19 protein-coding genes are annotated in these 21,685 nt (G+C 72.4%); 5 read left to right on the forward strand and 14 right to left on the reverse strand.

What is annotated here, in order from left to right; translation table 11 throughout:
- Positions 1 to 57 precede the first annotated feature (57 nt).
- Together ACIO6U_RS34565 and ACIO6U_RS34570 are read left to right on the forward strand one after the other, a co-directional pair.
- A complete protein-coding gene (locus ACIO6U_RS34565; protein ID WP_355333484.1) occupies positions 58 to 870 on the forward strand; it encodes a hypothetical protein in 813 nt (270 codons plus the stop codon).
- A 196-nt stretch (positions 871 to 1,066) separates the two neighbouring features.
- Positions 1,067 to 1,315 carry a hypothetical protein gene (locus ACIO6U_RS34570; RefSeq protein ID WP_355333486.1) on the forward strand — a complete coding sequence of 83 codons (249 nt, stop codon included), beginning with the start codon at positions 1,067 to 1,069 and terminating at the stop codon, positions 1,313 to 1,315.
- Positions 1,316 to 1,354: 39 nt separating this feature from the next.
- On the opposite strand, the gene der is transcribed toward ACIO6U_RS34570, so the two are convergent.
- The 5 genes from der to ACIO6U_RS34595 all read right to left on the reverse strand — a co-directional run bounded on the left by der (position 1,355) and on the right by ACIO6U_RS34595 (position 6,397).
- Complete coding sequence (gene der, locus ACIO6U_RS34575) at positions 1,355 to 2,821, reverse strand: ribosome biogenesis GTPase Der (protein WP_401725229.1); 1,467 nt, start codon at positions 2,819 to 2,821, stop codon at positions 1,355 to 1,357.
- A gap of 90 nt (positions 2,822 to 2,911) precedes the next feature.
- Positions 2,912 to 3,607 carry a 1-acyl-sn-glycerol-3-phosphate acyltransferase gene (locus ACIO6U_RS34580; protein WP_391048590.1) on the reverse strand — a complete coding sequence of 232 codons (696 nt, stop codon included), beginning with the start codon at positions 3,605 to 3,607 and terminating at the stop codon, positions 2,912 to 2,914.
- On the reverse strand, positions 3,565 to 4,242 hold the full coding sequence (gene cmk / locus ACIO6U_RS34585) for a (d)CMP kinase (RefSeq protein ID WP_355333492.1): 678 nt from the start codon (positions 4,240 to 4,242) through the stop codon (positions 3,565 to 3,567). Before cmk ends, ACIO6U_RS34580 begins: the two co-directional genes overlap by 43 nt.
- A gap of 314 nt (positions 4,243 to 4,556) precedes the next feature.
- Entirely contained in the window at positions 4,557 to 5,642 is a 1,086-nt protein-coding gene (locus tag ACIO6U_RS34590) for a prephenate dehydrogenase (protein ID WP_355333494.1), read from the reverse strand.
- A gap of 278 nt (positions 5,643 to 5,920) precedes the next feature.
- Complete coding sequence (locus ACIO6U_RS34595; protein WP_391048595.1) at positions 5,921 to 6,397, reverse strand: YidB family protein; 477 nt, start codon at positions 6,395 to 6,397, stop codon at positions 5,921 to 5,923.
- A gap of 136 nt (positions 6,398 to 6,533) precedes the next feature.
- Between ACIO6U_RS34595 and ACIO6U_RS34600 the strand changes: the two genes are divergently transcribed.
- Entirely contained in the window at positions 6,534 to 6,896 is a 363-nt protein-coding gene (locus tag ACIO6U_RS34600; protein WP_355333500.1) for a DUF952 domain-containing protein, read from the forward strand.
- Between the two features lie 135 nt (positions 6,897 to 7,031).
- Positions 7,032 to 7,745, forward strand: a complete 714-nt coding sequence (locus tag ACIO6U_RS34605) for a DNA polymerase beta superfamily protein (RefSeq protein ID WP_391048599.1) — start codon at positions 7,032 to 7,034, stop codon at positions 7,743 to 7,745.
- A 103-nt stretch (positions 7,746 to 7,848) separates the two neighbouring features.
- Here ACIO6U_RS34605 and ACIO6U_RS34610 read toward each other — a convergent pair whose 3' ends face one another.
- The 9 genes from ACIO6U_RS34610 to ACIO6U_RS34650 form a co-directional block, all read right to left on the reverse strand.
- Positions 7,849 to 8,982, reverse strand: a complete 1,134-nt coding sequence (locus ACIO6U_RS34610; RefSeq protein WP_188285806.1) for a pseudouridine synthase — start codon at positions 8,980 to 8,982, stop codon at positions 7,849 to 7,851.
- A complete protein-coding gene (gene scpB, locus ACIO6U_RS34615) occupies positions 8,982 to 9,674 on the reverse strand; it encodes an SMC-Scp complex subunit ScpB (RefSeq protein ID WP_401725236.1) in 693 nt (230 codons plus the stop codon). Before scpB ends, ACIO6U_RS34610 begins: the two co-directional genes overlap by 1 nt.
- Positions 9,671 to 10,771: a segregation and condensation protein A gene (locus tag ACIO6U_RS34620; RefSeq protein ID WP_401725239.1), complete on the reverse strand. Its 1,101-nt coding sequence runs from the start codon at positions 10,769 to 10,771 to the stop codon at positions 9,671 to 9,673. The genes scpB and ACIO6U_RS34620 overlap by 4 nt, the downstream gene beginning before the upstream one ends.
- Before the next feature lie 85 nt (positions 10,772 to 10,856).
- On the reverse strand, positions 10,857 to 11,573 hold the full coding sequence (locus tag ACIO6U_RS34625; protein WP_355333511.1) for a hypothetical protein: 717 nt from the start codon (positions 11,571 to 11,573) through the stop codon (positions 10,857 to 10,859).
- Complete coding sequence (locus tag ACIO6U_RS34630; RefSeq protein ID WP_355333513.1) at positions 11,558 to 12,520, reverse strand: ParA family protein; 963 nt, start codon at positions 12,518 to 12,520, stop codon at positions 11,558 to 11,560. The genes ACIO6U_RS34625 and ACIO6U_RS34630 overlap by 16 nt, the downstream gene beginning before the upstream one ends.
- Positions 12,521 to 12,897: 377 nt before the next feature.
- Complete coding sequence (ald, locus tag ACIO6U_RS34635; RefSeq protein ID WP_355333609.1) at positions 12,898 to 14,013, reverse strand: alanine dehydrogenase; 1,116 nt, start codon at positions 14,011 to 14,013, stop codon at positions 12,898 to 12,900.
- Positions 14,014 to 14,164: 151 nt separating this feature from the next.
- Positions 14,165 to 16,708, reverse strand: a complete 2,544-nt coding sequence (locus ACIO6U_RS34640; protein WP_401725243.1) for a tetratricopeptide repeat protein — start codon at positions 16,706 to 16,708, stop codon at positions 14,165 to 14,167.
- A gap of 190 nt (positions 16,709 to 16,898) precedes the next feature.
- The gene (locus ACIO6U_RS34645) at positions 16,899 to 17,522 is read right to left on the reverse strand and encodes an NUDIX hydrolase (protein WP_355333518.1); all 624 of its coding nucleotides are present in this window, start codon (positions 17,520 to 17,522) and stop codon (positions 16,899 to 16,901) included.
- 74 nt (positions 17,523 to 17,596) lie between these two features.
- Positions 17,597 to 19,267 (reverse strand): CTP synthase, encoded by a 1,671-nt coding sequence (locus ACIO6U_RS34650; RefSeq protein WP_355333611.1) that lies wholly within the window; start codon positions 19,265 to 19,267, stop codon positions 17,597 to 17,599.
- A gap of 580 nt (positions 19,268 to 19,847) precedes the next feature.
- On the opposite strand from ACIO6U_RS34650, the gene ACIO6U_RS34655 reads away from it, so the two are divergent.
- Complete coding sequence (locus ACIO6U_RS34655; protein ID WP_391048613.1) at positions 19,848 to 21,665, forward strand: glycoside hydrolase family 15 protein; 1,818 nt, start codon at positions 19,848 to 19,850, stop codon at positions 21,663 to 21,665.
- The last annotated feature ends 20 nt before the right edge of the window (positions 21,666 to 21,685 follow it).

Consider the following 21,685-nt stretch of genomic DNA (forward strand, 5'->3'; position numbering starts at 1 on the left):
AGGTCCGGCGTTCCGGCCGGATTCGTGACCGCACCACCGCACTTCAAGGAGACTCCCGTGCCGCCCATGCTCGACGTGAGTGACGAGGTACGAGCCGAGATCGGCGACGAGGAGACCCAGCGGCTCCTCAACGGCGCCAACGCTCCTGGCACGTACGACTGCACGTCCTGTCGCACCCCCGGGGACACCGGGCAGGAGCGGACCAGCACCGTGCTCTTCGTGGGCGACGAGACGGCGGTCCTCGCCTTCGCGCACGCCGCCTGCATCCCCTCGCAGGTCGTCCCGGTCACCGAGGAGCAGTTGCAGGGCGCCGTCCGCAGCATCGGCGGCCCCGAGACGGCGGCGGGGCCCTCGATCGGCGGCCAGGCCGACGCGCCGCCCGTGGAGACCGCGCCCCGGCAGGCGGTGCTCGGCATCACCTGCGGTCTGATCATCGTCGAGGAGACGCTGCGCCCGGCGCTCGTGATCGAGCCCACCGGGCCGGTCGCACGGGTCGGCGCCACCGGCGCGGGCGACGACTTCCTGCCGCTCCTGATCGAGCAGGGCTTCATGCCGCAGCTCGACCTGGAGGTGCCGCCGTCGCCGCTGTCGGGCTGGTCGGTGCTGCTGGCCACCGGGCGGCTGCACGCCGTGCTCCAGCCCGGCGCGGGCGGCACCCCCGGCACCGCGTGGTGGCAGGCGCACCAGCCGCTCCAGGTCAGCGACGGCTGGCGGAACGCCGTCAACCGGACCAACGAGGTGTACGTCTACGCCGCCCCGGCCGGTTCCATCGGCCGTCAGCCGCGCGAGGACCTGATGCGGGACGCCCTGGCCAGGGCGTGCTCGCGGGGCCTGCTGGTGGCCGCGACGATGCCGCTGTCGGGGACCTGAGCCACCCGCTTCACCGGAAACGAGGGGCGTGTACGGGACACCGTGCGCGCCCCTTCCGCGCGCCCACTGCCGCCCGGGTCAAAGATCTGCAATTCAACCGACTGGCCCGCATCCCGGACAACACCGGCTCGTTGGCACATACGTGCACACCTTTGACACCTCCTCCCGGGCCCCTTTCCAGCGCTACATCCCGTCCATGCGCAGCGCGCTGGACGCGACCGGGGGCGGTGCCACAGAAACACCCATCTACGACGCGCTCTACTCGGAGTACCAGCGGCTCTTCCGCACGCTGCCCGGCGACCGGACCGGCGAGGAGGCGTTGCAGTTCAACGGCTTCACCACCTGGCACGCGGAGCAGCCGGCGTACGCCCCCGGCAGGCACCGCGGCAACGGCCCGGCGGCGCTGCCGCCGGGCCGTCCCGACAATCGGATGCCCGGGCTCTGACCCCGGGAGCCCCCGGCTCGCGGGGGCCCGTGCGCGCCGCTACTTCTTGCGCCCGCGCTTCTCGCGGACCCGCACCGACACCTGGATCGGCGTACCGGCGAAGCCGAACTCCTCGCGCAGCCGACGCTCGATGAAGCGCCGGTAGCCCGCCTCCAGGAAGCCCGAGGCGAACAGCACGAACCGCGGCGGCTTGATGCCCGCCTGCGTCCCGAACAGGATGCGGGGCTGCTTTCCGCCGCGGATCGGGTGCGGGTGCGCGGCGACCAGCTCGCCCAGGAACGCGTTGAGGCGGCCGGTCGGCACCCGGGTCTCCCAGCCCGCGATGGCCGTCTCGATCGCCGGGACCAGCCGCTCCATGTGCCGCCCGGTGCGCGCCGAGACGTTGACCCGCGGCGCCCACTGCACCTGCACGAGGTCCTTCTCGATCTCGCGCTCCAGGTAGTAGCGCCGCTCCTCGTCCAGCAGGTCCCACTTGTTGTACGCGATCACGACCGCGCGGCCCGCCTCGACGGCCATGGTGATGATCCGGGTGTCCTGCTCGGCCAGCGTCTCACTGGCGTCCACCAGGATGACCGCGACCTCGGCCTTCTCCAGCGCCGCCGCCGTACGCAGCGACGCGTAGTAGTCCGCGCCCTCGGTGAGGTGGACGCGGCGGCGGATGCCCGCGGTGTCGATGAACTTCCAGGTGACACCGCCGAGCTGGATCAGCTCGTCCACCGGGTCGCGGGTGGTGCCCGCGACCTCGTTGACGACCACCCGGTCCTCGTTGGCCACCTTGTTCAGCAGGGACGACTTGCCGACATTCGGGCGGCCGATGAGCGCGATCCGGCGCGGGCCGCCGACGACGTCGCCGAAGGTCAGCGCGGGCGCCTCGGGCAGCACCTCGATGATGGCGTCGAGCAGATCGCCGGTGCCCCGGCCGTGCAGCGAGGAGACCGGGTAGGGCTCGCCGAGGCCGAGGTTCCACAGCGCGGCCGCGTCGGCCTCGCCGGACGGTCCGTCGACCTTGTTGGCGGCCAGCACGACCGGCTTGCCCGCGCGGCGCAGCAGCCGTACGACCGCCGCGTCGGTGTCGGTGGCGCCGACGGTGGAGTCCACGACGAAGACCACCGCGTCGGACGCCTCGATGGCGAACTCGGCCTGCGCCGCCACGGAGGCGTCGATGCCGAGGACGTCCTGCTCCCAGCCGCCGGTGTCCACGATCTTGAAGCGGCGGCCGTTCCAGTTCGCCTCGTACGTGACGCGGTCGCGGGTGACGCCCGGCTTGTCCTCCACGACCGCCTCGCGGCGGCCGATGATCCGGTTGACCAGCGTCGACTTGCCGACGTTGGGACGGCCGACCACGGCGAGCACCGGCAGCGGGCCGTGCCCGGCCTCGGCCAGGTCGTCGGCCACCTCTTCGAGGTCGAAGCCCTCCTCGGCGGCAAGCTCCATGAACTCGGCGTATTCGGCGTCGCCGAGCGCGCCGGTCCCGCCGTGCTCGGTCTGCTCGTCTGCGTGGTCCATGAGGTATCTCCGTCGATCAACTGTGGCGGCTGCGGTAACCAGTGTGGTGCAGCCGGTGCGGTTCGGCCTGCGCGTTTTCCGTCTGCGCGGTCAGCGGCCGGTGGCTTGCTTGGCGTGCGCCAGGTGGGCGGTGAGCCGCTCCTGGATGCGCAGCGTGGCGGCGTCCATCGCGCTGCGGGTGCGGCGCCCGCTGCCGTCGCCCGCCTCGAAGGGCTCCCCGAAGACGACGTCGATCCGCGAGCGCAGCGGCGGCAGTGCCGGGACCGCCCGGCCCTTGGCGGTGCTGCCGAGGACGGCGACCGGCACGACGGGCGCGCCGGAGCGCACCGCGAAGTACGCCAGACCCGAGCGCAGCTCGGCGAAGTCGCCGTCGCCCCGGGTGCCCTCGGGGAAGATGCCGAGCATCCCGCCGCGCTCCAGGACGCCGAGCGCGGCGGTTATCGCCGTACGGTCGGCGGTCTCGCGGTCGACCTTGAGCTGCCCGATGGAGCGCAGGAACGGGTCGAGCGGCCCGACGAAGGCTTCCTTCTTCACCAGGAAGTGCAGCGGGCGCGGCGAGATGCCGATCAGCATCGGGCCGTCGATGTTGTGCGAGTGGTTGCCCGCCAGGATGACCGGGCCGTGCGCCGGTACCCGCCAGGCGCCGAGCACCCGGGGCCGCCACAGGCCGTTCATCAAGACGATGCCGATCCGGCGTCCGACGGCCGCTCCGCGCGGTCCCGGCGCCGTGCCCTGCTCTGCGGTCACCTGGGCGCCCGCTTCTCCTCGACCAGAGTGACGATGCACTCGATGACCTGGTCGAGGGTGAGGTCGGTGGTGTCGACCTCGACCGCGTCGGCGGCCTTGGCCAGCGGGGAGGTCTTGCGGCCCGAGTCGGCCGCGTCCCGCTTGATGAGCGCGGCCCGGGTGTCCGCGACGCTCAGCGCGCCGTTCAGCTCGCCGCTGCGGCGGGCGGCGCGGGCCTCGGCGGACGCGGTGAGGAAGATCTTGACGGTGGCGTCAGGGAAGACGGTCGTGCCGATGTCCCGGCCCTCGACCACGATGCCGCCGGGGGACGCGGTGGCGGCGGCGCGCTGCAACTCGACCATCCTGGCCCGTACCTCGGGGACCGCGCTGACGGCGCTGACCGCGGCGGTGACCTCCTGGGTGCGGATCGGGCCCGAGGCGTCCACGCCGTCCACGGTGATGCCGGGGGCCGCCGGGTCGTGGCCCGCGACGATGGCGGGCTTGCCCGCGCAGTCGGCGACGGCCACCGGGTCGTTGACGTCGATGCCGTTGCTCAGCATCCACCAGGTGATCGCGCGGTACTGCGCCCCGGTGTCGAGGTAGCTCAGCCCCAGCTTCGCCGCGACCGCCCTGGACGTGCTGGACTTGCCGGTACCGGAAGGGCCGTCGATGGCGACGATCACCGGATTTTCCACAGCGGGTGGCCTTCCTCGTGCGCGGAGCGGGGGGCGGGCGGGCCGGCCGAGGGGCCGGATGCCATTCCCCCAAGGTTACCGGCCGCCCGCGCGCCGGAACGCCACGGGTTTTCCCTGCCGGGACGGGCACGGGGGCGGGGCCGGGGTGCCGGGCCGGGTGCCCGTCACGCTCGCGCCCGGGTGCGCCGGGTGAGCCCTGTGCGCCCTGTGCGCGCGTACGGTCCTGCGGCTGACCCGTCCGGCACGCGTCCGATCCGTACCGCCGGAGCCCGGCCGCGCCCTGACCGTGCCACCGCCCGGCCCGCGCCATACGTCTACTGCCGGATCGACCAGCCGCGTTCGCGCAGTGCCACGGTCAGGGCGGGCGCGGTGCGCGGCTCGACCATGAGGTGCACCAGACCGGCCTGCTGTCCGGTGGAGTGTTCGATGCGGACGTCCTCGATGTTGACGCCCGCCGCGCCCGCGTCGGCGAAGAGGCGGGCCAGCTCGCCCGGCTGGTCGCCGATGAGGACGGCCACGATCTCGTACGCCTTGGGCGCCGTGCCGTGCTTGCCGGGGACCTTGGCGCGGCCCGCGTTGCCGCGCCGCAGGATGTCCTCGATGCCCGCCGCGCCGCCGCGCCGCTTGTCCTCGTCGGCGGACTGGAGGGCGCGCAGCGCCGCGACCGTCTCGGTCAGGTCGACGGCGACGTCGGCGAGGACGTCGGCGACCGGTCCGGGGTTGGCGGCCAGGATGTCCATCCACATGCCGGGCTCGGAGCCCGCGATGCGCGTGACGTCGAGGATGCCCTGGCCGCACAGGCGTACGGCGGTGTCCTCGGCGTGCTCCAGGCGGGCCGCGACCATGCTGGAGACGAGCTGCGGGGTGTGCGAGACCAGGGCGACGGCCCGGTCGTGGGCGTCGGCGTCCATGACGACGGGGACGGCGCGGCACAGCGCGACCAGTTCGAGGGCGAGGTTGAGCACCTCGGTGTCGGTGGCCGGGGTCGGGGTGAGCACCCAGGGGCGGCCCTCGAAGAGGTCGGCGGTCGCGGCCAGCGGCCCGGAGCGCTCGCGGCCCGCCATGGGGTGGGTGCCGATGTAGTGGGTGAGGTCGCAGCCCAGCGCCTCCAGGTCGCGGCGCGGGCCGCCCTTGACGCTGGCGATGTCGAGGTAGCCGCGGCCGAGGCCGCGGGTCAGCGCGTCGGCGAGGGTGGCCGCGACGTGGGCGGGCGGCACGGCGACGATCACGAGGTCGACCGGGCCCTCGGGCTCCCCCGTGGTGCCCGCGCCGAGCGAGGCCGCGGTGCGCGCGGTGCCCGGGTCGTGGTCGGTGAGGTGGACGTCCACACCGCGCGCGGTGAGCGCGAGGGCGGCGGAGGTGCCCATCAGGCCGCTGCCGACGACCAGGGCGGTCCTCACTGGGCGACGCTCCCGGAGGCGTCCCGCTCGGGTCGGCCGCTCCCGCGGACCGTTCGTACCGCCACGTCACTGCTCCCTCGGCTGCTCACGTACCTGCCGACCAGGGTAGTCACCGGGGGCGGGGCGCGAGACGGACGCCCGCACTGCGAGACGCGCGCCGCGGACGTACGGGCGGCGCGGGCGTACGGGCGGCGCGGGCGTACGGGCGGCGCGGGCGTACGGGCAAGGCCCCCGTGGCGGCCGGGTACGCGAGCCGGACCGCCACGGGGGCGGGGACATTACTTGCCGAGGCCGCCGAGCTTGCCGAGCTGCCTGCTGATGACGTCCTGGAGGGACTCCCCCTGCGGGACCTCGCCCTCGGGCGTCAGCTTGTCGACCGCCTCGGGGAGGCTGCCCGCGAGGTGGTCGGCGGCCTCCCGCGGGGAGACGCCCGCGTCCTGCGCCGCCTTCTGGAGGGCGTCGTCGGGAAGCGCCTGAGCGATCTGGTCGCCGGTGACGGGCTTGTTGTCGCCCTGGCCCACCCACGACCTGGCCTGCTCGCCGAGGCCGGACTTGTTGAGCATGCCCAGCAGCCCTTCGAGGGGGTTGCCCGATGCGCCGTTGGCCGCGGCGGCGCCGGTGCCACCGGCCGCGCCCTTGCCGCCGAGCTGGCCCAGCAGCGAACCGAGGAGGCCGCCCGCGCCGCCGGAGGAGGAGCCGCCCTTCGCGCCGCTGAGCAGAGTGCCGAGAAGGCTTCCGAGGTCGTTTCCCGCCATGGTCTCGTCCCTTTCAGGAGTCGGGCCGTCGGCGCGCGTCACGTCGCCCGGCACCGAACACGGACAATGTCCCGCAAACCCGTCTCCGCCGCCACTTGCCACCGCCTCACCCGCCCGGACCAGGTAGAACTTCCCCATGCTCTTCCACTTGGTGCCGCTGGACGACTGGCTGCACGCGCCCGAGCGCCCGTACGCCCCCGCCTCCCTGGACGAGGAGGGTTTTGTGCACTGCTCGCCCGACGAGGCCGTGACCCTCGCGGTGGCCGACGCCTTCTACCGGGAGGTGGCGGGGCCGCTGATGGTGCTGCTGATCGAGGAGGCCGCGCTGCGCGCCGAGGTCCGCTGGGAGGCGGCCGATCCGGCGCCGCCGCCCGGCGTTCCGGAGGGCACGGCCTTCCCGCACGTCTACGGCCCCATCGACCGGCCCGCGGTGACCGGCATGCTGGAGGTCGTACGGGATCCGTACGGCCGTCCGCTCGGGCTGACGGCCTGGTCGTAGTCCCGCTACGGCCCTCGGGATCTCCCCCGCCGCAGCGGTACCGTGGGCCCCGCCCTCACCGTCCGCAACGTGATCACCGCACGAAGCAGTGGAAACTCCGGCGCTTGGTCGGACTTCATGGCGATAATCGCCCTCATGCGCGATCCGCTGGGGCACGACCTTGTCCGGGACCACACGGTCTATGCCTGCGTCATGGGCTCGCGCGCCTTCGGTCTGGCCACCGACGGCAGTGACACCGACCGGCGCGGTGTGTACGTGGCGCCCACCGAATTGTTCTGGCGTTTCGACAAGCCGCCGACGCATGTCACCGGACCGCGGCACGAACAGTTCTCCTGGGAGCTGGAGCGATTCTGCTCGCTCGCGCTGCGCGCCAACCCCAATCTGCTCGAATGCCTGCACTCACCGCTGGTGGAGTACGCCGACCCGACCGGGCTCGAACTCCTCGACCTGCGCGACGCGTTCCTCTCCCGCCGCGCCGACGCCACCTTCCGCGGCTACGCCGCCCAGCAGCTCGGCCGCCTCGAAGCGGACATCCGCACCCACGGCCAGCCGCGCTGGAAGCACGCCATGCACCTGCTGCGGCTCCTGATGTCCTGCCGCGACCTGCTGCGCACCGGCCGCCTCACCATCGACGTCGGCGACCAGCGCGAGCGCCTGCTGTCCGTCAAGCGCGGCGAACTGAGCTGGGACGAGGTCCGCGCCTGGATGCGCACGCTCCACGAAGAGACCGACACCGCCGCCGCCCGCTCCCCCCTCCCCCCCGACCCCGACCGCCCCCGCATAGAAGCCTTCCTCACCCGCGTCCGCCGCACCTCAGCCACATTCCCACTCCCCCCCAAGCCCGCGTAGCTCACCCGCGCGAAGGCGCCCGTCCGTCTGGACGGACGCCCGCGCGGGTCCGCACTTCCAGGCCCGGCGGTCCGGCGGGGCCGGGGGCGTCCGGCGGTGGGGGTTAGAGCTCGACCTCGTGCATCAGCATGCCGACCTCGGTGTTGGTCAGGCGGCGGAGCCAGCCGGACTTCTGGTCGCCGAGGGGGATGGGGCCGAAGCTGGTGCGGACCAGTTTGTCGACGGGGAAGCCCGCTTCGGAGAGCATGCGGCGGACGATGTGCTTGCGGCCCTCGTGGAGGGTGACCTCGACGAGGTAGTTCTTGCCGGTGTTCTGGACCACGCGGAAGTGGTCCGCGCGGGCCCAGCCGTCCTCCAGCTCGATACCGCTCTTGAGCTGCTTGCCGAGGTCGCGCGGGAGCGGCCCCTGGATCGCGGCGAGATAGGTCTTCTGCACGCCGTAGCGCGGGTGGGTCAGCCGGTGGGCCAGCTCGCCGTGGTTGGTGAGCAGGATCAGGCCCTCGGTCTCGGTGTCGAGCCGACCGACGTGGAAGAGCCGGGTCTCGCGGTTGGTGACGTAGTCGCCGAGGCACTGGCGGCCGTCGGGGTCCTCCATGGTGGAGACGACACCGGCCGGCTTGTTGAGCGCGAAGAAGAGATACGACTGGGTGGCGACGGTCAGCCCGTCGACCTTCACCTCGTCGTGGTCCACGTCGACCCGCAGGCCCTGCTCGGTGACGATCCGCCCGTTGACCTCGACGCGGTGCTGTTCGATCAGCTCCTCGCACGCCCGGCGCGAACCCATTCCGGCCCGCGCGAGCACCTTCTGCAGGCGCTCGCCCTCCTGCTCGGCGCCGGGGAAGGTCTTGGGCGTCTTGATCTGCGGCTTGCTGTGCCGCTCCCGGTTGCGCTCCTCGATCTGCGCGTCCAGCTCGCGCGGCCGGGCCGGCACCGGCTTGCGGCCGCGGTTGCCGGTCGGCTTGTTGCTGCCGGGCTTGGTACGCGGCATGCCGCCGGGCTTGTTCGCACCGGACTGGCCGGTGCTGCCCACGTCGTAGCGGCGCTCCTCGGGACGCGGCGTGCCCTTGGGCCGCTGGCTCTGGCCCTCACCGCGGCGCGCGTCCCCCGAGCGCCCGTCGCCCGAGCGGCCGTCGCCGCGCCGGTCGGCACCGCCACGCCGGTCGGCGTCACGGGGCCTGTCGCCTCCGCCGCCCCGCGGGTTCCGGTTGCCGCCGCTGTTCCTGTCGCTGCTTCGCATCAAGTGTCCGTTGTCGAGGTGTCGTCCGGCGCGTCCGGATCGAACGACGGAAGCCCCTCCTGGGACTCCGCCTCGATCGCTTCCGCCTCCGGCAGGAACGGTGCTAGCTCGGGCAGCTCGTCGAGGCTGCGCAGGCCCATACGTTCCAGGAAGTAGTTCGTCGTCCTGTACAGGATCGCACCTGTCTCGGGTTCCGTCCCACCTTCCTCGACCAGCCCCCGCTGGAGGAGGGTGCGCATGACGCCGTCGCAGTTGACTCCGCGGACCGCCGAGACGCGCGAACGGCTGACCGGCTGCCGGTACGCGACCACCGCCAGCGTCTCCAGCGCGGCCTGCGTGAGCCGGGCGTGCTGCCCGTCGAGGACGAACTTCTCCACGGCGGGCGCGAAGGCGGGCCGGGTGTAGAAGCGCCAGCCACCGGCGACCAGCCGCAGGTCGAAGCCGCGTCCCTCGCGGGTGTAGTCGTCGGACAGCTCGCGCAGCGCCCTGCCGACGGCCCGCCGCGGCCGTTCCAGGACCTTGGCCAGGTGCTCCTCGGTGGCCGGTTCGTCGACGACCATCAGCACGGCCTCCAGGGCGGGCTTCAGCTCCAGCTCGGCGGTCGCGGCGGCGAGCAGGCCCGCGGGCGCCGCCGTATCGGCCGCCGCGCCGGCCGCGGCAAGGGCCTCGGTGATATCCGACACGTCCGTCATTCCTCGGCCTCTCCCTGCTCGTGCTGCGGATCACGCACCGGCACTGACTCCGGAACCGGCACCGGTTCCGGCTTGCGCGCCGGAGCCGCCGCCTCCTGGTCGAACTCGTCGGTCACCAGCGGCGCCGCCGTGTCCTGCTCCCCGCCCGTCCAGCGGACCTGGAGCAGCCCCAGGGCCTCCTCCTGGTCCAGCGCGACCGCCTTCTCCCGGTACAGCTCGAGGAGCGCGAGGAAGCGCGCCACGACCGTCAGCGTGTCCGGCGCGTCCTCGGTCAACTGCCCGAAACTGGCCACGCCGAGCTCCCGCAGCAGCGCGATCACCCGCTCGCCCTGCTCCCGGACGCTCACCAGCGGCGCGTGGATGTGGTCGACGTACACCTGCGGCTTGGGCTTGGGCAGCATCGCCTTCACCGCGAGCTGCGCGAAGCGCTCGGGGCCGATGCTGAGGACGACCTCGGGCAGCAACTCCGCGTGCTGCGGTTCGAGGCCGACGGTACGGGGGTAGCGCAGCGCCTCGTGGTCCAGCCGCTCGGCGAAGATCGCCGCGATCCGCTTGTACGCCCGGTACTGGAGCAGCCGGGCGAAGAGCAGGTCCCGTGCTTCCAGCAGCGCGAGGTCCGCCTCGTCCTCGACCTCGGCGGACGGCAGCAGCCGGGCCGCCTTCAGGTCCAGCAGGGTGGCCGCGACCACCAGGAACTCGGTGGTCTGGTCGAGGTCCCACTCCGGGCCCATGGCGTGGATGTACGTCATGAACTCGTTGGTGACCTTCGACAGCGCCACCTCCGTGACGTCCATCTTGTGCTTGGAGATCAGCCCGAGCAGCAGGTCGAACGGCCCCTCGAAATTCGCCAGCCGTACGGTGAAACGGTCCCCTCCGGCCGGAGCCGGCTCGGCCTCAACGGCCTCAACGGCCTCAACGGCCTCCACGGCCTCGACCGGCACCGCGGGCTCGGCGGGCTCGGTCTCTTCCACCGCCTCTTCCACGGCCTGTTCCGCCACCGCGGCAGGCGGCTCCGCTGTCACGGCAGGCGTCGGTTCCGCCTCGGCGGCGGCGCCGAGCCCGAGGCTGCGGCGGGGAGTGGCGGGTGAGGTCGGCATCGGGGTCCAGGGTACGAAGTGGTCTGTGCAGGCTACTCGCCGCAGCAGGCCATGCCCCGTTCCCCGACCGCGCGCCGTCGGGGCGTCAGCGGCCCCGCAGACGGCGTACGAGGATGCTCGCGTCGCCGCGCGACTCCAGATCGGCCAGCACCACGGCGACGGCCTCGCGGACGATCCGGCCGCGGTCGATGGCGAGCCCGTGCTCACCGCGCAGCACCAGCCGGGCGTGTTCCAGATCCATCAGCTCCTCGGCGGAGACATAGACGGTGATCTTCTCGTCGTGCCGCTCGCGCCCGCTGGGACGGCGGTTCTGCCGGGCGGCCTTGCGCCGCGCCTGCTGGGGCTGCGGCTGGGCGGTGATCGGGGGCTGGACCGGTGCGGCCTGCGGCTGCGGCGCGGGCGCGGTCATGGTGCCGGAGGAGGCGGCGGGCGACGGCATACCGGCCCGTTCGGCGGTCAGCGGGCGGCGTGAGGTCGGGATGTCCCGGCCGCCGTGTTCCGCGTTGTCCTCGCCCTGTCCCGCGGTGCCGGAGGGTCGTGTCCCTTCGTCGCCGTCCGCGGGATCGGCCGCGTCGTTCCCGGCGGCCGGGTCGGCCACCGGTACGGACCGCAGCCGGCCGTCCGCCTGCGTACCGTTCTGTCCTTCGCCCGGACCACCGGAGCCGCCGGAGCTCCCGGAACCACCGGAGCCGCCGGGGCCGGGGCCGCCGGGGTGCTGCCGTGGCTGCGGGGCCTGGAGCGCCGCTCCTCCGGTCGTCCGGAACAGCTCGTCGGCGCCCGGCAGACTCACTCGGCGTGGCACCGGGCGAGCACCTCCCTGGCGAGCTGGCGATAGGCGGCCGCGCCGACGGAGTTGGACGCGTAGGTGGTGATCGGCTCGCCCGCCACGGTCGTCTCGGGGAACCGCACGGTGCGGCCGATGACGGTGTGGAAGACGTGCTCGTCGAACGCCTCGACGACCCGGGCCAGCACCTCGCGGCTGTGCACGGTGCGCGAGTCGTACATGGTGGCGAGGATGCCGTCGAGCTCCAGCTCGGGGTTGAGCCGCTCGCGGACCTTCTCGATGGTCTCGGTGAGCAGCGCGACCCCGCGCAGTGCGAAGAACTCGCACTCCAGCGGAACGATCACCGAGTGCGCCGCGGTGAGCGCGTTGACCGTCAGCAGGCCGAGCGAGGGCTGGCAGTCGATGACGATGTAGTCGTAGTCGGCCATCAGCGGCTTGAGGGCGCGCTGGAGCGACGACTCGCGGGCGACCTCGCTGACGAGCTGCACTTCCGCTGCCGACAGGTCGATATTGCTGGGGAGCAGGTCCATGCCGGGCACCGCGGTCTTCAGCAGGCACTCGTCGGCCGCCAGTCCGCGTTCCATCAGCAGGTTGTAGACCGTGATGTCGAGTTCCATCGGGTTGACCCCGAGGCCGACCGAGAGCGCGCCCTGCGGGTCGAAGTCGACAAGAAGCACCCGGCGGCCGTATTCGGCCAGCGCCGCGCCCAGGTTGATGGTCGAGGTGGTCTTGCCGACCCCGCCCTTCTGGTTGCACATCGCGACGATCTTCGCGGGGCCGTGGTTGGTGAGCGGATTGGGGATCGGGAAGTACGGCAGGGGCCGGCCGGTGGGGCCGACGCGTTCGCGGCGCTGCCGGGCCGCGTCCGGGGCGAGGGTGGCCGCGTACTCCGGATCCGGTTCGTACTCGGCATCCGGGTCGTAGAACTGACCGTCCTGCAGGTCGTTGTCGTTGAAAGGCGCCATGGCGTAAGCAGGTTGCGTCTCTGTGTTCGTCTCGGGCCGGCGGGACTCGAAGGTGCGGACCGCGACGGAACCGACGGTCATTCCTGGTTGACCACCCCCGGGAGCAAATGTCGACTCATTCACAAGTCGTCTTACCTCCTTGGTGACCAGGAAACTTCTAGACAGGTCAGCGTGACTACAGCCGACGATTCGCGACTCTATGGCGTGTCGGTGGTCCACAGCAACACAATCCGCCGGACACGGCACGATGTGTCGGCAACCGAACACCCCGCTGTCAAGGGCGTAAGCACATGAACGGCCGGGCCTCGACACACAAGACCCGGCCGGTGGTGCGGTGTTGGCGCGATGTTGACGCGCCTGGTCACAGTGGCCGCCGCTCAGCCCAGCAGCGCGTGCAGGTCGGTGGAGTCGAGGCCGTGCGCCTCGGCCACCGGACCGTAAACAACTTGTCCCTCATGCGTGTTGAGACCGAGAGCGAGAGCCGCGTCACGTCGCAGCGCTTCGCGCCAGCCGCGGTTGGCCAGTTCGACGATGTACGGCAGCGTCGCGTTGGTCAGCGCGTACGTCGAGGTGTTGGGAACCGCGCCGGGCATGTTCGCGACGCAGTAGAACACCGACTGGTGCACGGGGAACGTCGGTTCGGCGTGCGTGGTGGGGCGGGAGTCCTCGAAGCAGCCGCCCTGGTCGATCGCGATGTCGACAAGGACAGATCCCGGCTTCATGCGCGAGACCAGCTCGTTGGTGACCAGCTTCGGCGCCTTCGCGCCCGGAATGAGCACCGCGCCGATCACGAGGTCGGCGTCGAGCACGGCCTTCTCCAGCGCGTAGGCGTTGGAGGCGATGGTCTGCACGCGGTTGCCGAACACCTTGTCGGCCTCGCGCAGTTTGTTGACGTCCTTGTCCAGCAGCGTGACGTGGAAGCCGAGTCCGAGCGCGATGGTGGTGGCGTGCCAGCCGGAGACGCCGGCGCCGATGACGACGGCCTTGCCGGACTGGACACCGGGGACGCCGCCGGGCAGGACGCCGCGACCGCCGGCCGAGCGCATCAGGTGGTAGGCGCCGACCTGCGGGGCGAGCCGGCCGGCCACCTCGGACATCGGGGCGAGCAGCGGGAGCTGGCGGTTCGCGGTCTCCACCGTCTCGTACGCGATGGCGGTGGTGCCCGACTCCAGCAGCGCGTCCGTGCACGCGCGGGAGGCGGCGAGGTGCAGATAGGTGAAGAGCGTCTGGTCCTTGCGGAGCCGGTGGTACTCCTCGGCGATCGGCTCCTTCACCTTGAGCAGCAGATCGGCCGTGGCCCACACCTCGTCGGCGGTGGCGAGGATGCCCGCACCGGCCGAGACGTACTCCTCGTCGGGGATGGACGAGCCGTCGCCGGCGCCCTGCTCCACGAAGACCTGGTGTCCATTGCGGACGAGTTCGTGCACGCCTGCCGGGGTGATGGCCACGCGGAACTCGTTGTTCTTGACCTCGCGGGGGATGCCCACCTTCACGTCGATCACGGTCCTTGCGCTCAGGGAAGAATGACCGCTTTGGGGCGGCAGAAAGCCAGTCTAGTGAAGGAAGACTCTCTGTCCAGCCTTACAAAGTGACCACTTTGGCCGAGACCATTGGCAGTTTCGTAGGTATACAGCGCGGCGATCGTCAGTTCGGCGCCGATTCGCCCTCGCTGAGCAGGCGGTTCGCGGCGGCGCGCTGGACCGTGGCGCCGCTCGGATCGCCCAGCCGGTCGAGCGTGTCGGCGAGCCGCAGCAGGATCGCGCCCTCCAGCCGCCGCTCCCCCGCCTTGCGTGCCCAGTACAGCGCGTCGCGGCAGGTCCGCAGCGCGTCCTCCGGGTAGCCCGCGTACTCCTGCACCCGTGCGGCCTCGGTCAGCGCGCGGGCCTGCGCGCCCAGGTCGGCCAGCCGCCGGTACGCCCCGGCGGCGGCGCGCCATTCGCGCAGCGCGGGCCCGTACCGGCCGTCGTAGGTGAACAGCGCGCCGATCCGGCCGTGCAGCCGGGCCTCGTGGAAGGTCTCGCCGCGTTCCTGGCGCAGCGCGAGCGCCCTGCCGTACCAGTCGGCGGCCCGCTGCGGGTCGTGCCGCTCCTGATACGTACCGCCGAGGGCTTCCAGCACCCGGCCCTCGGCCTCCGCGTCGTCGCACTTGCGGGCCGCGCCCAGTGCGGCGCGGTACCGGTCGAGCGCCCGGTCGGAACGGCCCGCCGCCGCGTCCAGGTCGCCGAGATTGATCAGCGCCGCCGCCTTCTCCCGGTCCAGGCCGCGCCGCTCGGCGACGTCCAGGACCAGGCCGTGCAGTTCGTACTGCTCGGCCGCCATCGCGTTCCCGCCGGGGAAGGCGGCGAGCGCCTGCACCTGGGCGGCGATCAGCCGTCTGGCCAGGGTGTCCAGATCGCCGTCCGCGACAGCGACCCGCGCGGAGGCCAGCAGCGCGGGCAGCCGGGACCGCAGCCACTCGGCGGCCGTCGCGGGCGAGTCGAAGCTGAGGCTGCGCGGGCCGTCGTCCGGCAGCCGCATCCGCACGAGCGCCGAGCCGCACGACAGCAGCAGCCGTACGGTCCGCTCCAGCATCCTGGCCCGGGCCAGCCGGACCTCCTCCGGGCGGTCGCGGGATTCGAGCAGCCCGCGCAGCAGCGGCTCGAAGCAGCCGGGCAGGCGGTACTGCGGCGGCAGCTCGTCGCCCGTCACCGGACCGGGCGCCAGCAGTGCGCCGCCGACGAAGTCGTCGAGCGTGCTCTGCGCGGCGGCCACGGAACAGCCCGCGAGCGCCGAGGCGACCTGCGCGTCGACCATGCCCGCAGGTGCCAGCGACAGGAGTCGCAGCATCCGCGCGGCGGTCTGCGGCACGTCCTCGTAGACCAGCCGGAAGGACCGCACGAGTTCGCCCTGCGCGGCGGCGCGCGAGGGCGCCGTCCCGTCCGCGTCGGCCGAGGGCGCGGCGGGCGCGTCGGCCGAGACGGTACGCAGCCGGGTCGCGGCGTCCGCCACGGAGAGCGTCGGCCGGGCCGCGAGCCAGGCGGCGACCAGCCGCAGCGCGGTGGGGTGCCCGCCGATCTCCTGCACCAGGGCCTCGGCGGCGCGCGGGTCGCAGGTCACCCGGGTGGAGCCGATGCTGTGCGCGAGCAGTTCCACGGCGGCGGGCGTGTCGAGCCCGCCCAGCGTGCACGGCCGCACGTCCGGCACTCCGGGCAGCGGGCCGTCCGAGGTGACGACGACAAGGCTGCCGGGTGCGTCGGGGATCAGCCCGTCGAGCTGATCGGCGCGCAGGACGTCGTCCAGGACGAGGAGCGTCTTGCGCGAGGTGGCGGCGGGGCCGCCGGACGGGGCGGCCGGGGCGGGAGCGGCGGGTGTTACGGGGGCGGCCGATCCGCCGGCTCCCGGAGTACGGGCGAGGGCTCGGCGGAGGGCGCGGACGGCCTGCTCGGCGGGTACGGGCTCCCCTTCCGGGGAGGTCATGCGCAAGAAGACCTGGCCGTCCGGGTAGTCGTCGGCCAGGTCTTCGGCCAGGCGCAGCGCGAGCGCGGTCCGACCGACGCCGGGGCGTCCGGCGACGAGCAGCACGCGCGCCCGCCCCTTCCCCTGCTTTCCGAGGCCCGGCCGTCCGATCTCCCCGCGCAGCTCCGCCAACTCCCTTTCCCGGCCCACGAATTGACCCTCGCCTCGGGCTCCCGCCCATACGGCGGCGCCGACCCGCACCGTGACCTCGCCGGTCCGGCTCACCGGGCGGGCAGCGCCCGCGCCGACATCCGAAGGCGCGGCGGGCGCGGTCCCGGCCCTGGGGTCGGCGTTGGGGTCGGTCTTGGGGTCGGTCTTGCGATGAGGCGTGGGATCAGGCTGGGGGTCCGTCTCGGCGTCGGCCCCGGCGTCCGCCCCGGACCCGTTCTCGGTTCCCGACGCGACGGCGGCGGTGCGCTCGGCCTTCGCCGGACGAACGGCCGGGGTGTCCGGTGCCGACTCGGACTCGGGTTCCGGCCCGGCGTCCTTCGCGGGCGGCTGCTCCGGCCCGGACTCGACGGCGGCAGAAGGAGCCTCGGGGGCCGGGCCCTTGCGCGTCGGGGAGCCGGCGGAAGCCGACCGTCGGCGGCGGGCGCGCGCCTTGGCGGGTGCGGCGGCCGTGTCCGGTTCAGGTGCCGCCGGGGCGTCCGCTCCCGCAGGGGTCCCGTTGGGGTTCAGCGCCTGATCCGTCACGGCCTACGCTCCCGGCTCAGTGGGGTCGTCCGCGCGGGGCGCGGATGCGCGGGTACGCGGCTACGGCGACGAGCCTAGTTCACGCGGTCGGGCCGGTCCGGGGCTCCGACGCGGCCGACCGCGCAAATGATCACTCCATCGGATCATCGAGACCGATGAGGGAGCTGTGAAGAAGCTGTGGAGCGGACGGTCAGGGTGTGAAGGGCCGCGCGGGCCACGGCGACTCGGCGGGCCGCAGCGCGTCGAGACCGGCGCCGTTCATCGCGGCCTGGAGCGCGAAGACGCCCACGACCAGGCAGTTGTTGTGCAGGTCGCCCGCGAGGATCCCGCTGACGAGGTCGGCGAGCGGGACGCGGGCCAGCTCCATGTCGGCCTCCTCCTCGGCGACCGCGAAGCGCTCGCCGTCCGCCTCGGAGACACCGCGCGCGAGGAAGATCCGTACCGCCTCGTCCGTACCGCCGGGGCTGGTGTAGACGTCGGTGAGGACCCGCCAGTCCTCGGCCTTGACGTGCGCCTCCTCGTACAGCTCGCGCTGGGCCGCGTGCAGCGGATTCTCGCCGGGGATGTCGAGCAGTCCGGCCGGGATCTCCCAGAGCTTCTGCCGTACGGGGTGCCGGTACTGGCGCAGTACGAGGACGCGGTCGGCGTCGTCGAGGGCGAGGACGGCCACCGAGCCGGGGTGGACCTGGTAGTCGCGGACGGCGGTGGTGCCGTCGGGCATGACCACCTCGTCCGTGCGTACCGACGTCTTCTTGCCGGTGAACGGCGTGGAGGTCACGGTGACCCGCCACTCCTCCTGAGTGTCCTTCAGCATGCTGCGCCTTCCGAGTCCGTGACCGTACCGAGTGACCGGGAGCGGGCGCCGGGCCCGCTCCCGTAACGCCGCCTTCAGCCCTGCCGCTCCTGCGCGTCCTGCTGCTGGCGCGCGACCGCCGCCTTGACCAGCCCGGCGAACAGCGGGTGGGGCCGGGTCGGGCGGGACTTCAGTTCGGGGTGCGCCTGGGTGGCGACCAGGTACGGGTGCACCTCGCGCGGGTACTCGACGTACTCGACGAGCTTGTTGTCGGGCGAGGTGCCCGAGAAGACGATGCCGGTCGCCTTCTCCAGCTCGGCGCGGTAGGCGTTGTTCACCTCGTAGCGGTGGCGGTGCCGCTCCTCGACGTACGGCTGGTCGCCGTAGACCTCGCGGACGATGGAGCCCTCGGCGAGCTTCGCCGGGTAGGTGCCCAGGCGCATCGTGCCGCCGAGGTCGCCCTTGCCGTCCACGATGTCGAGCTGCTCGGCCATGGTCGAGATGACCGGGTGTCCGGTGCCGGGGTCGAACTCGGTGGAGTTGGCGTCGGCGATCCCGGCGAGGTTGCGCGCGGCCTCGATGACCACGCACTGCAGGCCGAGGCAGAGTCCGAGCAGTGGGACGCGGTTCTCACGGGCGAAGGTGATCGCGGTGACCTTGCCCTCGACGCCTCGGTCGCCGAAGCCGCCGGGCACGCAGATCGCGTCCACGTCGCCGAGCTGCGCCGCCGCGCCCGCCGGGGTCCGGCAGTCGTCGGAGGTGACCCACTTGACGTGCACCTTCGCGTTGTTGGCGAATCCGCCGGCGCGCAGTGCCTCGGTCACCGACAGATAGGCGTCGGGCAGGTCGATGTACTTGCCGACCAGCGCGACCTTCACCTCGTGGGCGGGCTCGTGCACCCGCTTGAGCAGGTCGTCCCACTGGGCCCAGTCCACATCGCGGAAGGGCAGGTCCAGCCGCCGGACGACGTACGCGTCCAGGCCCTCGGTGTGCAGCACCTTGGGGATGTCGTAGATGGAGGGCGCGTCGATCGCGGCGACCACCGCGTCCTCGTCGACGTCGCACATCAGCGAGATCTTCCGCTTGATGGCGTCCGGCACATGGCGGTCCGCGCGCAGCACGATCGCGTCGGGCTGGATGCCGATGTTGCGCAGCGCGGCCACCGAGTGCTGGGTCGGCTTGGTCTTCAGCTCGCCGGAGGGGCCGATGTACGGCAGCAGCGAGATGTGCACCACGAAGACGTTGTCCCGGCCGACCTCGTGCCTGACCTGGCGGACCGACTCCAGGAACGGCAGCGACTCGATGTCGCCGACCGTGCCGCCGACCTCGGTGATGACGACGTCCACGTCGTCGGTGGCCATCCGGCGGATACGGGACTTGATCTCGTTGGTGATGTGCGGGATCACCTGCACGGTGTCACCGAGGTACTCGCCGCGCCGCTCCTTGGCGATCACCGTGGAGTAGATCTGGCCGGTGGTGACGTTGGCGGAACCCGCCAGATTGACGTCGAGGAAGCGCTCGTAGTGGCCGATGTCGAGGTCGGTCTCGGCGCCGTCGTCCGTGACGAAGACCTCGCCGTGCTGGAAGGGGTTCATGGTGCCCGGATCCACGTTGAGATAAGGATCGAGCTTCTGCATGGTGACCCGCAGGCCCCGTGCCTTGAGCAGCGCCCCGAGGCTGGAGGCCGTCAGGCCCTTGCCGAGAGAGGAGGCCACACCACCGGTGACGAAGATGTGCTTCGTCGTGGATTTCGGCGCATTCTTCAGAAAAGCTGCCAAGAGGGGGCTCCCGTGGTCGCGAGGTGAGGGTCGGGACGGCGTTCGTGCTTGGGAGCGCCGTCGCGGCGGTTCAGTGGTTCATCCCACCGGCCCACGGGCTACCAGGGTATCAGCGACCCCGGCCGCCGAATGATGCGCCACGGCGGCCGGCGGGCACGACCGATGACTTTCGCCACTCCGGACCGCCACCGCCCGGCCTCTGCCCGGCCATCGCGCGGTCGCCGGGCGGTCTTCGTGAGGTCTTCGTGAGGTCTTCGGGCAGCTTTCGTGCGCTCTTCTGGCCGTCGAAGCGCCGTCGAAGGGCCGTAGTAAGGCCGTAGTAAGGCGTTGTAGCGCAGCCGCGGGGCCGTCGTGGAGCCGCCGCGGGGCCGGTACACCCGACCGGCGGAGCGAAGATCGCGGAGACATGCGCACGCCCTCCTCGGACGACGTATCCTGCACGGACGCATTGCTACGAGCCGACCGGCACGGCACTATCCCCGCCCAGTTCCCGGATCATGAGCTCGTCCAAAATCCCCAGACCGCAAGACCGTCCCCAGCGGGGGCGGCGCCTGTCGTTCGACTGGAGTTGCACGTGGCCGGGCTCATCGAGGACTACGCCCTCATCGGTGATATGCAGACCGCCGCACTGGTCTGCCGGGACGGCACGGTCGACTGGCTGTGCCTCCCCCGGTTCGACTCGCCCGCCGTCTTCGCCGGACTGCTCGGTACCGAGCAGCACGGCTTCTGGCGGCTCGGCCCCGCGCACGGCAAGGACGACCAGCCGCCGGCCGCGACGCGCCGCAGGTACCGGGGCGACTCGCTGGTGCTGGAGTCCGAGTGGGACACCGAGCGCGGCACGGTCCGTGTGATCGACTTCATGCCGCCGCGTGACGGCGCACCGCAGGTCATCCGGATCGTGGAGGGCGTGCACGGCCGCGTCCCGATGCGCTCCGCCCTACGGATGCGTTTCTCCTACGGGCAGATCACGCCGTGGGTGCACAAGGTCGGCGACCGTACGGTCGCGGTGGCCGGGCCCGACTCCGTGTGGCTGGACACCGATGTCGACACCTACGGCCAGGATCTGACGACGTACTCCGAGTTCACCGTCGCTCCCGGCGACCGCATCGCGTTCACCATCAGTTGGGAGCCGTCGCACAAGCCGCAGCCCTCGCTGCCGGAGCCCGAGGCGTCGCTGACCGCCACCGAGGACTTCTGGCGCGAGTGGGTCGAGCAGTGTACGTACACCGGCCCGTACCGGGACGCGGTGGTGCGCTCGCTGATCACGCTCAAGGCGCTGACGTACGGGCCGACCGGCGCGATCGTCGCCGCGCCGACCACCTCGCTGCCCGAGGACATCGGCGGGGTCCGCAACTGGGACTACCGCTTCACCTGGCTGCGCGACGCCGCGATCACCCTGTCCTCGCTGCTGCGCACCGGCTACCGCGACGAGGCCCGCGCCTGGCGCGAGTGGCTGCTGCGCGCGGTGGCGGGCGACCCCGAGAACCTCCAGATCATGTACGGCATCGCGGGCGAGCGCGAGCTGGGCGAGAACGAGCTGCACTGGCTGCCCGGTTACGAGGGCTCCTCCCCCGTGCGGATCGGCAACGGCGCGGCCCACCAGCTCCAGCTCGACGTGTACGGCGAGGTCACCGAGGCCCTGCACCTGGGCCACATGACGGGCCTGGCCCGCAACGACTACGCGAGCGTCCTCCAGCTCAAGCTGATCCGCTACCTGGAGAAGCACTGGAACGAGCCGGACGAGGGCATCTGGGAAGTCCGGGGCCCGCGCCGCCACTTCGTGCACTCCAAGGTGATGGCCTGGGTCGCGGTCGACCGCACCGTCAAGCTCATCGAGTCCGGCGAGGTCGACGGCCCGCTGGAGCGGCTCAAGGAGCTGCGCGAGGACATCCACTACGACGTGTGCGAGAAGGGCTTCGACCGGGAGCGCAACACCTTCACGCAGTCCTACGGCTCCAAGGAGCTGGACGCCTCGCTGCTGCTCATCCCGCAGATGGGCTTCCTGCCGCCGGACGACAAGCGGGTCATCGGCACCATCGAGGCGATCCAGCGGGAGCTGTCGACCGAGGACGGCTTCGTCCTGCGCTACCCCGTCTCCAGCGGCGCCGACGGCGAGGAGAATCTGGACGGCCTGCCCGGCGACGAAGGGGCGTTCCTCGCCTGCTCGTTCTGGCTCGCCGACGACCTCGCGATGATCGGCCGGGTCGAGGAGGCGCGCAAGCTCTTCGAGAAGCTGCTGGCGCTCCGCAACGACCTGGGTCTGCTCGCCGAGGAGTGGGACCCGCGCCGCAAGCGCCAGGTCGGCAACTTCCCGCAGGCGTTCAGCCATGTGCCGCTGATCGACACGGCGCTGCGGCTCACCGCCACCGGGGCGTTCCGCGCGTAGCGGGTCCCGGACCCCGGTCC

Origin of the sequence: Streptomyces sp. NPDC087422 (assembly GCF_044744145.1) — a bacterium.
GTDB lineage: Bacteria > Actinomycetota > Actinomycetes > Streptomycetales > Streptomycetaceae > Actinacidiphila.

Excerpts from the sequence above, each read along its gene's own strand:
- ACIO6U_RS34570 (WP_355333486.1), top strand. The coding sequence starts at position 1,067 with ATGCGCAGCGCGCTGGACGCGACCGGGGGCGGTGCCACAGAAACACCC.
- der (WP_401725229.1), bottom strand. The coding sequence starts at position 2,821 with ATGGACCACGCAGACGAGCAGACCGAGCACGGCGGGACCGGCGCGCTC.
- ACIO6U_RS34595 (WP_391048595.1), bottom strand. The coding sequence starts at position 6,397 with ATGGCGGGAAACGACCTCGGAAGCCTTCTCGGCACTCTGCTCAGCGGC.
- ACIO6U_RS34600 (WP_355333500.1), top strand. The coding sequence starts at position 6,534 with ATGCTCTTCCACTTGGTGCCGCTGGACGACTGGCTGCACGCGCCCGAG.
- ACIO6U_RS34605 (WP_391048599.1), top strand. The coding sequence starts at position 7,032 with ATGCGCGATCCGCTGGGGCACGACCTTGTCCGGGACCACACGGTCTAT.
- ACIO6U_RS34610 (WP_188285806.1), bottom strand. The coding sequence starts at position 8,982 with ATGCGAAGCAGCGACAGGAACAGCGGCGGCAACCGGAACCCGCGGGGC.
- scpB (WP_401725236.1), bottom strand. The coding sequence starts at position 9,674 with ATGACGGACGTGTCGGATATCACCGAGGCCCTTGCCGCGGCCGGCGCG.
- ACIO6U_RS34620 (WP_401725239.1), bottom strand. The coding sequence starts at position 10,771 with ATGCCGACCTCACCCGCCACTCCCCGCCGCAGCCTCGGGCTCGGCGCC.
- ACIO6U_RS34630 (WP_355333513.1), bottom strand. The coding sequence starts at position 12,520 with ATGGCGCCTTTCAACGACAACGACCTGCAGGACGGTCAGTTCTACGAC.
- ACIO6U_RS34645 (WP_355333518.1), bottom strand. The coding sequence starts at position 17,522 with ATGCTGAAGGACACTCAGGAGGAGTGGCGGGTCACCGTGACCTCCACG.